At 66.0% G+C, this 12,412-nt stretch carries 3 protein-coding genes; 2 read left to right on the plus strand and 1 reads right to left on the minus strand.

The window, feature by feature from the left end:
• Window positions 1–96 precede the first annotated feature (96 nt).
• Both LN450_RS08785 and LN450_RS08790 read left to right on the plus strand, forming a co-directional pair.
• The gene (locus LN450_RS08785) at window positions 97–1,119 is read left to right on the plus strand and encodes a sensor histidine kinase (RefSeq protein WP_046934763.1); all 1,023 of its coding nucleotides are present in this window, start codon (window positions 97–99) and stop codon (window positions 1,117–1,119) included.
• Window positions 1,116–1,727 carry a response regulator transcription factor gene (locus tag LN450_RS08790; protein ID WP_008571961.1) on the plus strand — a complete coding sequence of 204 codons (612 nt, stop codon included), beginning with the start codon at window positions 1,116–1,118 and terminating at the stop codon, window positions 1,725–1,727. Before LN450_RS08785 ends, LN450_RS08790 begins: the two co-directional genes overlap by 4 nt.
• 300 nt (window positions 1,728–2,027) lie before the next feature.
• Here the strand turns inward: LN450_RS08790 and LN450_RS08795 are convergent, their stop codons facing one another.
• Window positions 2,028–12,221 (minus strand): autotransporter-associated beta strand repeat-containing protein, encoded by a 10,194-nt coding sequence (locus LN450_RS08795; RefSeq protein WP_011347335.1) that lies wholly within the window; start codon window positions 12,219–12,221, stop codon window positions 2,028–2,030.
• Window positions 12,222–12,412: the final 191 nt, after the last annotated feature.

The following is a 12,412-nucleotide window of genomic DNA, read 5'->3' on the forward strand; positions in this document are numbered from 1 at the left end:
GGTTGTGTAACGGCGGCGCCGCCAGCTGAGACAATCGCCGCCATGCGCATGACCTCTCTCTTCCGCTCGCCACCCACGCGTACCGACCTGCTCGGCATGGTCGGGCTGGTGGCGGGCATGGCAGCGATCTTCGTGGCCGATACCTTCACCGACTATGCGGTGGCGGCAGCCTTGTTCTATACGTTGGTGGTGCTGCTGTCGGTACGCCTGCTGACGCGCACGGGCGTAGTGCTGCTGGCGGCCACCTGCCTGGCGCTGATCGTGCTCAGCTTCCATCTCACCCCGGCCGGCAGCTACCGCGTGGGCGTGATCAACTCCTGCATCAGTGCGGTGGTGGTGGCGGTCACCACCTATCTGGCGGTGCAGATGGAAGCGGCCAAGGCGAGCGCACATGCCGCACAGGCACGGCTGTTGCGGCTCACCCGCAGCGGCAGCATGGGCGGGCTAGCCGCATCGATCGCCCACGAAGTCAATCAACCCTTGGCCGCCATCGTGACCAGTGGCAATGCCTGCCAGCGCTGGCTGGCGCAGCAACCGCCCAACCTGGCCAAGGCCGATGCAGCACTGGAGCGCATGCTCGCCGACGCCGGCCGCGCCAGCGCCATCATCGCGCGCATGCGTGCATTGGCGCGTGGCGAAGCCAGCCAACGCCAGCCGCTGGATTTGAACCGCACCGTGCTCGACATGATTGCCCTCACCCGTGGCGAAACCGAGCGCCATGGCATCGCGCTGTCGCTGGAGCTGGACCCTGCCCTGCCCGCGGTGCTGGCCGATGGCGTACAGATCCAGCAGGTCATCGGCAATCTGTTGCTCAACGCCGTGGAGGCACTGGCGACCTTGCCGGACGAGGCGCGCAGCATCCATGTACGCTCGCACACCGATGGTGGGTGGGCATGCCTGTGCATCGACGACACCGGCCCAGGCTTGTCCGATGACGCACTGGCGCATGTATTCGAAGCATTCTGGGGCACCAAGGACGATGGCATGGGCATTGGCTTGAGCATCAGCCGCACCATCATGGAAGCCAACGGCGGGCAGATCTGGGCCGAGCCGGCCGGTGTACGCGGCGCGCGCTTCGGCCTGCGTCTGCCCCTGGTCGCGACGGAGCGCAGGCCATGAGCGAGCCGGCCCCGGTGGTGTATCTCATCGACGACGATGCCTCGATGCGCGCTGCACTGGAGGATCTGTTCGCCTCGGTCGGCTTGCAGGTCTACGCGTTCGGTTCCACCGATCAATTCCTCGCGCACCGGTTGCACGAGGCACCCGCCTGCCTGGTGCTGGACATTCGCATGCCGGGCCAGAGCGGGATGGAGTTCCATCGGCGCATGGTCGAATCCGGCGTTGCCCTGCCCACCATCTTCATTACCGGCCATGGCGATATCGCGATGAGCGTGGAGGCGATGAAGAACGGCGCGATCGAATTCCTGACCAAACCGTTCCGCGATCAGGCCCTGCTGGATGCCATTCAGGACGGCATCCGGCGTGACCGTGCGCGCCGCCAGAGCGAGGCGGTGGCCGCGCAATTGCGTGCACGTTGGGAGTCGCTGAGTAGCGGCGAGCAGGATGTCACGCGATTGGTGGTGCAAGGTCTGTTGAACAAGCAGATCGCCGCGCGCCTGCACCTGAGCGAGATCACCGTGAAAGTGCGGCGTGGCCAGGCCATGCGCAAGATGCAGGCTGGCTCGCTGGCCGAACTGGTGCGCCTGGCCGAACGCATCGGGCTGTGATGCGCGCTGTGTGACCGGTGCGCAGGCGTGCTGTGCTAGCTGCCCGCGCACGCGCCATCGGCGGGCATCCAGCCGCCATGACGGCCTGCGTGCTCCAGGATGACAGCGCCATGCCGCAGCACCCACGCAGCGCTTTTTCGGCTCTCGATGTCATGCATTGACCTGGTCACCGCAACGCACCTGACGCTCCGGTGCGTATCTTGCGGCGCGCGCGACAGACACAGGAATGCGGGCAAAAAGAACGCCCCGGTATCCGGGGCGTTTTTGTTTCCGGTGTCAGGCATGCCGCAAGACAAGACTTCAGAAGCTCACTCCCCAGGTCACCTGACCACCGTACGCCGTCTGCCCGTCGCCGCTGAGCCCTTGCAGCGACAGTGCCAGCCGGCTGCGTGGCGAGGTGATCAGGCTCACGCCCAGCTCGCCGATGGCCGCATTCTTGGCCAGGGTGACGCTTTGCACCGAGAACTCCGAGGCGGTGCCGACGAAGCCGGCCGAGCGCTGCACGGAACGGTCGCCGAAGGCATGCCGCCAGCCTGCCGACGCATACAACGCCGCCTTCTGGCCGAGGTCCCAATCACCACGTACGCCCAGCGTGGCGGTACTGAAGGTGTCGCTGGCACTGTCCACCGACAGCGCGGAGATGCCGCCGCGTTCGGTGAACCCGTCGGTCTTCAGGCGGGTGTAATCGGCCGCAATGAACGGGCTGTACACCGCACCTTCGGTGCGCAGATTCCAGGCCGCTTCCAGCGACACCGTTACGGCGGTGGCGTCGTAGCGGCTGTCCATGCGCTCTTCGAGCACGCCGGGCAACATCACCCGGCGCGTGCTGTCGACGCGATAGCTGGCGTAGTCCACCGCACCCTGCAGCGAGAACGCAGACCAATCGGCCCGGCCATACACGCCGGCATGCGTGCCATCCACATCGGCACGGTCGCCCCATTCGCGCGACCAGCTCTCGATATCCTGGTTGCCGACCGCAATGCCCACCACGCTGCGTTCGCCGAAGCGGCGTTCCGCACCGGCCATCACGCCGTTGTCCTCGCGACGTACCGACACCGCATTGGCATCGCCATCGACACGGGTGGGCAGGCTGCGCCCGGTGATCCAGACCATGGTGTCGCCGACCAGCGTGTCCTGGCTGTCGCCACGCAGATGGTTGGCGATGCCGCTGTAGAGAAAGCGGCTGTCCAGCAGGGCCGTTGCAGTGCTGGCATGACTTTCGCCCGACAGCGAGGCAAACGCGGTGCGCACCGCCTCCGGGTCGTCGGGCAAACGCACCACGGCCTGATAGATCGGGCTGGTGTTCGGCAAGCCGTCCACGGCCGCCGCCGTGGACTGCTGGTTCGGCGTGGTGACCGCGTCCACCATGCCCACCGTATTGCGCCCGAACGTCACCGACAATCCGGTCGCGGTGGTGCTGACATCCGGCTCGATAAACGCGTAGTCGGAAATGACGTTGGTGAACTGCCCGGTGAGGCCGCCGCCGGCGCTGATCACCGGAATTTCCGTAAACAGCGGCAAGTCGGTCGCCCGCACCAGCGCCAGCGTGGTGCCGGTTGCCACGCTGGCTGCGCCGCCCACCGCCACCGGCGTGACGACACCGCCGTCGCCGGGCGTCACTTGCAACGCGGAGCCTGGTGCAAACGTGGCATTGCCGCCGACGCTGATGGTGCCACCGGCACCGCCGATGGCGACCGTGCCCGATGACACCAGGCTGCCGACACTGCCGCTGCCGGCGAGCGTGCCGCCCGGACCCACTGTGACCGGCCCGCCCAGCACCGCGCCCGGGTTGGCCAGGTTGCCGACACTCAGGGTGCCGGCGTTGACCTCCGTCGGGCCGGTGAAGGTGCTGCTGTTGGCGGTGAGCAACAGCGTGCCGGTCCCCAGCTTGATGAAGCGACCGACCCCGAACAACCTGCCTGCATAGCTGCCGGCACTGTTTTGCAGGAAGGTCAGCGTGCTGTTGTTGGTGATGTCGCCCTGCAGGCTGGCGGTGTTGCCAACCAGCGTGCCCGCGTTGACGGTCGTACCGCCCAGGTAACCGTTGACGCCGTCCAGGGTGAGCGTACCGGTGCCGTTCTTCACCAGCACGCCGCTGCCGGTGACGTTGCCGGCGTAGGTCCCATCGGTTGCCTGGTCGAACACCAGCACTGCATTGTCGACGATGTTGCCCTGCAGACTGTCGGTGGTGCCGATCAGGCTGCCACTGGCGATGGTGGTGCCGCCGCTGTAGGTGTTGGGCGCCACCAAGGTCAACGCGCCGGCACCTTGCTTGATCACGCTACCGGTGCCGCTGACCACGCCGGCGAACACGCCATCGCTGGCCTGATCGAAGATCAACGTCGCGTTGTCGACCACATCGCCCTGCAAGCTGGTGGTGTTGCCGACCAGGCTGCCGGCGCTGATGACGGTGCCGCCGGTATACGTATTGGCACCAAGCAATTGCAGCACGCCGCTGCCGGTCTTTTCCAGCGAGCCAGTCCCGCTGACCGCGCCGGCATACACGCCACCGGTCGTCTGGTTGAACACCAACGCTGCATTGTTGGTGATATCGCCCTGCAAACTGGCGGTGTCGCCGATCAGGGTGCCGGCCGCAATGGTGGTGCCACCGGCGTAGCCATTGGCGCCGCTGAGCAGCAATGCGCCGGCGCCCTCCTTGACCACCGTGCCAGTGCCGGTGATCGAACCGGTAAACACGCCATCGGCCGCCTGGTTGAACGCCAAGGTTGCGTTATCGACGATGGCGCCTTGCAGGCTTGCGCTGTCGCCCACCAGCGTACCCGCAGTGAGCGTCGTGCCACCGCTGTAGGTATTGCTGCCGTCCAGCGTGAGGGTGCCGGTGTTTGTCTTGATCAACGCACCGCTGCCGCTGATGTTGCCGGCAAGGGTGAGGTCGGCCGGGTTGTCGACGGTCAGCGCCGCACCCAGCGTGACCGCGTTACCCAATGCCGCGGCAATGGCATTGCTCAGCACCGAATCGCCGGTGACCGACAAGGTGCCGCTCCCCAGGGCGGTGTTGCTGGCCACCGCCAGCGTGCCATCGCTGAGCGTCGTGCCGCCGGCATAGCTGTTGTTGCCGCTGAGCGTGAGGGTGGACGTGCCGTTCTTGATCAAACTGCCTGCACCGCTGATTGCACCGGTCAATGCCAGGTCGTTGCTGCCTGGCAGCGTCAACGCGCCGTCGAGCACCACCGCATTGGCCAGCGCCAATGCTTGATCGGTATCGAGCGTGGTGCCCGCTGCGGCAGTCAGCGTGCCGGTGCCCAGCGCCTGCGCATTGCCCAGCACCAGGCTGCCGCCGCCGAGCGCGGTGCCGCCGGTGTAGGTGTTGGCACCAGTCAGGACCAGCGTGCCGGTGTCGAGCTTTTGCAGCGTGCCGCTGCCGCCGATGGCGACGTCGATGGTGCCGGTCACGCCGGGGTCGACGCGGATGATGGTGTTCGCTGCGTTGGCGCTCAATGCGCCACCGCCTGCATCGCTCAGCACATAGCCATCGGTGATGAATTGCATGCCGGTGATGCCCTGGGTGCCCTGCACGCCCACGTTGCCCGCTGTGCCTGCGAAGACCGCAAAGCTGTTCTGCCAATCGCTGTTGATCAGCCCATCGACCGACGTCCAATTGGTGGTGCCGGCGGTCCATGTGCCGGTACCGCCCTCGGCGCTGCCGTTGGCGACGGTCTGCGCACCATCCCAGAACTGCACGTTGCTGCCAGAAGCCAACAACACCACGTTGACCTGCTGCGCCAGCGAGGTCTGCAGCGTGAGCTGGGCGGGGTCGACCGTGCCCGGCAAGGTGCCGAAACCCATGCCATTGTTGGTCAAGGTGCCGGTGTAATCGATCAGGCGATACACACCGGTGCCGAAGCCGCCGATGTCGGTGATGTTGAGCGTGCCATCCAGCGTGAGGTCGCCGTTGACCGCAAGCACACCGGTCTGGCTGGGTATCCCCAAAAACGCATCGAGCGTGGCATTGGGCGCCATGCTCAGGCTGCCGGTGGTCAGCAGCGCACCACTGGTCACCACCAGGCGGCCACCGTCATTCACCGTGACCGCGGCATTGACCACGCCGCTGCCGCTCAACGTGCCGCCGGTGCCCACGGTGACGCCACCGGCACTGCCCAGCGTGCCATCCACATCCAGCGTGCCCGCGGTGATCTGCGTGGTGCCGCCGATCGTGCTGGTGCCGGTGAGTTGCACGGTGCCGGTGCCGACTTTTTCGAGATTGCCCGCATCGTTCAACGCACCTGCGAAGGTACTGCCGACGTTGCCAACGCCCAGTTGCAAGGTGCTGCCCCCCTGGATCGCGACATTGCCCAGGCCGGTCACGCTGCTCAATGCGGTATTGCTGCCGAGCGAGAGCCCCGCCCCTGCCGCAACATCCACGCTGGCACTGGTCCCCAACGTGCCGGTGGCGGAGGTGGCCAGCACGCCGCCCTGTACCGACACCGGGCCACTGAACAGGTTGCTGCCGGACAGGGTCAAGGTCCCCAGGCCCGTCTTGGTCAGCGCGCCCGCGCCACTGAGCACGCCGGTCAACGCCAGAGCGTCCGCACTGGCGATGGTCAGGTTGGCGCCCAGGTTGACGTTGTTGCCCAGGGCCAAGGCAATGGCATTGCTCAACGTCGCATCGCCCAGCACCGACAGGCTGCCCGTGCCGAGTGCGGTGTTGCTGCCCACCGCCAGGGTGCCGGCATTCAACACGCTGCCGCCGAGGTAGCTGTTGCTGCCGTCCAGCGTGAGCGTGGAGGTGCCGTTCTTGATCAAGCTGCCTGCACCGCTGATGGCGCCGGCCAATGTCAGGTCGTTGCTGCCGGGCAGCGTCAACCCGCCATCGAGCACCACCGCGTTGCCGAGGGCCAATGCTTGGTTGGTATCGAGCGTGGTGCCCGCTGCGGCGGTCAGCGTGCCGCTGCCCAGCGCTTGTGTATTGCCCAACACCAGGCTGCCGCCGCCCAGCGCCGTGCCACCGGTGTAGGTGTTGGGACCACTCAGCACCAGCGTGCCGGTATCAAGCTTCTGCACGCCGCCGGTGCCGGTGATGGCCACATCGATGCTCGCCGTGGCACCCGGATCGACGCGGATGGAGGTCAACGGGTCAGTCACCGCCAGTGCGCCCGCGCCGGCATCGGTCAACTGATAACCATCGGTCACGAACTGCAGGCCGCCGACGTTCTGCGTGCCCTGCACGCCCACCGTGCCGGCCGTACCGGAAAACACTGCGAAGTCGCCTTGCCACGTGCTGTTGGCGCTACCGTCCTGGCCGGTCCAGTTGGTGGCTGCACCCCAGGTGCCGGCGCCGCCATCGACAGTGCCATTGGCCGTGGTCTGTACCCCATCCCAGAACTGCACGATGCTGCCCGGCGCGGTCACCACCAGATTGAGTTGCTGGCCGATGGCGGTCTGCAGGGCGAGCTGGCTGATGTCCACGCTGCCCGGAAACAGGCCGATCAGCATGCCGTTGTTGGTGAGCGCGCCGGTGTAGTCGATCAACCGGTACACGCCGGTCCCGAAGCCACCGAGATCGGTGATGTTGAGCGTACCGTCCAGGGTGAGATCGCCATTGACGGCCAGCAAGCGGGTTGCGCTTGGCGCGCCCAATGCCACATCGACGAACGCGCCTGGCGCGAGCGTCAACGCGCCCACGCTCAACGACGAACCGCTGGTCAGTGCGAGCCTGCCGCCATCGCTGACGGTGACCGCCGCACCCACATTACCGGCGGCGCCGGTGCCGGTCAGCGTGCCGCCCGATGCGACGTTCAAGGCGCCGGTGCCGAGGCTGCCGACCACATCGAGCGTGCCCGCACTGACCTGCGTGCTGCCACCGATCGCGCTGGTACCGAGCAAACGCACGGTACCGGCCCCCACCTTGTCCAGGTTGCCGCCACCGCCCAGGCTGCCGGCGAAATCGCCGCCGCCTAGTTGCAGCGTGGCGCCGGTATCGGTGTCTACACCGCCCGCACCAGTGAGTGTGTTGATCAAGCCACCGTTGGTCAGGTTCAACAGCGCACCTGCCGCGACATCGACATTGCTGGCGTTGCCCAATGAGGCCGCGGTACTGGCCACCACGGTGCCGGCCTGAATCGCCAGCGGGCCGGTGTAGCTGTTGTTACCGCTCAAGGTCAACGTGCCCAGGCCGGTCTTGACCAGGCTTCCGCTTCCGCTGATGGCACCGCTTGCCAACATGTCTGCGGCGTTATCTACGGTGAGCGCGGCGCCCAGCGCGATGTCGTTGCCTAGCGCCACGGCGACCGCATTGCTCAATACCGAATTGCCGAGCACCGACAGGCTGCCGGTGCCGAGCGCATTGTCGGCTCCCACCGCGATGGTGCCTGCGGTCAGGCTGGTACCGCCGCTGTAGCTGTTGCTGGCCGTGAGCGACAGGGTGGTGGCGCCATTCTTGACCAGGCTGCCGGTGCCGCTGACGCTGCCGTTCAAGACCAGATCGTTGCTGCCCACCAACGTCAGTTGATCGTTCAACGCGAGGTTGTTGCCTACCGTCAACGCGGCAGTGGCATCCAGTTCGGCAGGGCCGTTGACTCGCATATCACCCACGCCAAGCGCGGCATTGTTCCCAAGCACCAGCCTGCCCGCATCCAGCGCAACGCCACCGGTGAAGGTATTGGCGTTGCTCAACGTCAGGGTGGCGCTGCCCTGCTTGTCGAGGCCACCGATGCCGCTGACGACGCCGTTGAGCGCAATATTCTGCGTGCCAGGCAGGGTCAGCGTGCCATCCAAGGCGACTGCATTGCCCAGCGCCACGGCGGTGCTTGCATCCAGCGTGGTACCGCCTGCGGCAGTCAAGGTACCTGCGCCCAATGCCGTGTCGCTGCCAACCAGCAACGAACCACCCTGCAGTTGCAGCCCACCGCTCCAGGTGTTGTTGCCATTGAGGGTGAGCGTCTGCGCGCCGGTCTTGATCAGGCTGCCCGTGCCATCGATCGCGCCATCGAGCGTGAGGTTTTGTCCATCGATCGTCAGCGCACCGTTGGTGGTGAGCGCGTTCTGCAAGGTCACCGCAGAGGCAGCGGTGAGCAGCGTGCCGTTGGCAGCAGTAAGTGCGCCGCTACCGAGTGCGGTATTGCTGCCCACGACCAGGGCACCGTCGTTCAACGCGGTGCCGCCGGTGTAACTGTTGTTTCCGTTGAGCGTGAGCGCTCCGGTGCCTTGCTTGACCAGGCTGCCGGCGCCGCTCACGGTACCGCTCAAGCCCAGGTTGTTGTTGCCGGTCAATGACAACGCACCATTGAGCACCACATCGTTGCCAAGCGTGGTGGCGGTGGTGGCCTGCAGTTGCGTTCCGCCGGCTGCGGTCAACACACCGCTGCCCAGCGCCGCGCCGCTGCCGACCGACAAGCTCCCCGCGTTGAGATCCACGCCGCCACCGAAGGTGTTTGCGCCGGTCAGTGTCAGCGCTGCTGCACCGTCTTTGACCAGGCCACCGATGCCGCTGATGCCACCGGTGAGGGTCAGGTCCTGGCTGCCGCCAAGTTGCAGATCCGCATCCAGCACCACGTTGTTGGCCAGCACGCGTGCAGCGGTGCTATCGAGCAGGCCGCCACTCACGCTCAGGCTGCCCGTCCCGAGTGCGCCATCGCTGCCCAGAATCAGGCTGCCTGCCGTCAGGCGGGTGCCGCCCAGATAGATGTTGTTGCCGCTGAGGGTCAAGCTGGCCGGGCCGAGTTTGTCCAGGCTGCCGGCGCCACTGATGCCCCCGGTCAGCGTGAGCGCGTTGCTCCCAGCCACAGTGAACTGCCCTGCCAGTGCAATGGCATTGGCGAGCGTGCTCACTGCTGCGTTGTCCAGCGTCGTGCCGGCCGCTGCGGTCAAGGTCCCGCTCCCCAGCGCGGTATTGCTGCCCACCGTAAGCTTGCCGGTGTTGAGCGCGGTGCCACCGGTATAGGTGTTGTTGCCGCTGAGCGTGAGATCGCCGCCGGCCTTGACCAGGCTGCCTGCACCGCTGATGGCGCCACCCAAGGTCAACGCCTGCGCGCCATTAAGGGTCAGCGCGCCGGTGCTCAGCGTCACTGCATTGCTCAGCGTGGCAGCGGCGGTGTTTTGCAAGCTCGCAGAGCCAGTGACATTCAACGTACCGGTGCCCAGTGCGGTGCCGCTGGCCACCTGCAAGGTGCCGGCATTGAGGCTGGTGCCGCCGGTATAGGTGTTCAGACCAGCCAGCGTCAGCGTCCCGCCACCGAGTTTGTTCAATGCACCGGCGCCACTGATGGTGCCGGTGAGATTCAACGCGTTGCCGCTACTGCCGACGCCCAGGTTTCCGGTCAGCGCAATCGCGTTGCCCAGCGTGGACGCGGCCGTGGCATCGAGCTCGCCTCCGCTGGCGGTGAGCGTGCCGGTGCCCAGGGCCGCATTCGAACCGACCACCAGTCGCCCGGTGCTGAGCGTAGTGCCGCCGGTGTAGGTGTTGGCGTTGGTCAGGGTGAGATCGCCAGTACCGCTCTTGATCAAACTGCCGGCACCATTGATGGCGCCGCTGAGCGTGAGCGCTTGTGCGCCGGTCCAGTTCAACGGTGCGGCAAGGCTGATGCCATTGGTCACCGTCAACGGCGCAGTGGTGCTCAGGCTGGATGCGCCGGTGACATTCAATGCGCCCGTGCCCAGCGCGGACGCGGTACCCAGTTGCAGCGTGCCCGCTGCCAGCGTGGTGCCGCCGCTATAGGTATTGGTGCCGCTGAGTGACAGCGTTCCGGTGCCGGTTTTATTGACACCGCCAGCGCCGGCCAGCGTGCCGCTCAAGGTCAACGCGTTGCCGCTGGCTCCCAGGCCCAGCGTATTGGCGAGCGCAAAGTTGTTGGTCAGGGTCAGTGGTGCAGTGTTATCCAGCAAACCGCCTGCCGCAGTGACCGTGCCAGTGCCGAGCGCACCGGAAGTCTCCAGCAGCACGCTGCCTGCACCCAGGGTGGTGCCACCGCTGTAGGTATTGCTGCCGCCCAAGGTCAGCGTGCCGGCGCCAACCTTGTTGAGCGCCCCGGTGCCACTGATTGTCCCTCCGATTCGCAGCGCGTTTGCGCCGCCAATACCCACCGTGTTGCTTAGCGAAAACGCATTGGCCAGGTTCACTGCGGCACCTGCCAACAGGCTGCCGCCGGATGCGGTGACCGTGCCGGTGCCCAAGGCACTGTTGGTGCCCACCGTCAACGCGCCATCGACCAGATTGACGCCACCGCTGAACGTGCTGGTACCGGTCAGCGCCAGTCCGCCGGTGCCGGTCTTGGTCAATCCGCCGGTGCCGGTAATTGCGCTGCCAACGGTCAGGTTATTGGTGCCCTGCACGGTCAGGCCGCCCGCGCCAAGCGCAATGCCATTGGTCGGTGCAAGGGTCAGGCCAGCAGCCGTGGCTTGGAGCGTGCCGCCGTTGGCGGTGATGGTGGTGCCCAACTGCGCAGGATTGGCAAACTGCAACACGCCACCATTGAGCGCGCTGTTGGCGAAGTTGCTCGCCCCGCCCACCGACCAGGTGCCGCTATTGACGCGCAAATTTCCGAAATTGATGTATTGCGCGGTGCTCAATGTTCCGGTGCCGGTGCTGCCGCTGCCGGTACCCACCGCAGAATTTTGCAGGATCAGCGTGTTGTTTCCGCCCAGGCCTCCATCCACCACACCGGTTTGCGCGAAGCTCAGCAAACCGCCCGGGCCGAGCAATTCCAGTGCAAGGCCTCCCCCGCTGTTGACGCTGCCACCGGTGACCGCAGTGAAGCTGTTGGTGCTGCCCGCCCCCATCGAAACACTGCCGTTGATGGTGCCTGAGTTGACGAACGTGTTGCCGGTGGCCGAACTTTGAAAGCCCACCCGTCCGTTGATGGTGCCGGTATTGACCGCGTTGACGGTGCCTCCACCGGTCACCGCAATCACCGGCGTGTCCGACCCCAGGATTGACAATCCCAGCAACGGGCGACTATCGATCACGCCAGCGTTGTTGATCTGCACCGTTCCGTTGCTGGCCGACGTCAGCCCCAGCGCCATGCCGTCGAGATTGAGCAGATTGGCGCCCAGCAAGCCGCCGGTGCCGTAGAGCGTGCCGCTGGCAAGATTGTTGACGGTGACTGCAGTGGAGCTGGCATTGCCCATGGTCACGCCGCTGCTCAGTACCGAGAGCAGCCCAAGCACGGAAGGGTCGATGGTGCCGGCGTTGTTGAGTGTGGAATTGGTACCGCTCAGGGCGATGGCGGTGCCGCCCAACAGGCCTGCGGTCATCTGGCTGCCGGAGGCGACATTCACGGTCAGGTTGTTGGCGCTACTGGAAAAACTGTTGCTGGTGACCGGCGTACCCGAGCAGGTGACGGTTGCGCCCGCCGCGGGGATGGCCGGCGTGCATGCGCCCCAGGCCAGCATCGGTGCGGCGGCCCCCACCGCAAGGACCACCAAGGCCGGCAATTGACGACGGGGTGAGCCAGGCTTGCGACGCCGACGCACCAATTCATGCGTCACCACCCAATTGCCAATGGCTGCGTTCCAGACCAGCGCAAATGCACGATTCATTTGAATTCCCCCTGATTGCCGGGCAGAGACCAGCGCGCACCCAGGCGCGCGCCTCCAAAGACGGGATTGGAATAACGGTAGAGCTGGTTTAAAGCAGCCAGGCCACCTAGACGAATAATGGCGATTAGCCGCGAACATCGCTTGCAGGGAGAAGTTGAGTTAATACCACTCTCTATTCGCCGCGCCATTAA

The organism is Xanthomonas euvesicatoria pv. euvesicatoria (assembly GCF_020880415.1).
In the GTDB taxonomy this organism is placed as follows: domain Bacteria; phylum Pseudomonadota; class Gammaproteobacteria; order Xanthomonadales; family Xanthomonadaceae; genus Xanthomonas; species Xanthomonas euvesicatoria.

Bases quoted from the DNA above. Each gene is read 5' to 3' on its own strand.
- LN450_RS08785 (WP_046934763.1), top strand. From the start codon at position 97: ATGGTCGGGCTGGTGGCGGGCATGGCAGCGATCTTCGTGGCCGATACC.
- LN450_RS08790 (WP_008571961.1), top strand. From the start codon at position 1,116: ATGAGCGAGCCGGCCCCGGTGGTGTATCTCATCGACGACGATGCCTCG.
- LN450_RS08795 (WP_011347335.1), bottom strand. From the start codon at position 12,221: ATGAATCGTGCATTTGCGCTGGTCTGGAACGCAGCCATTGGCAATTGG.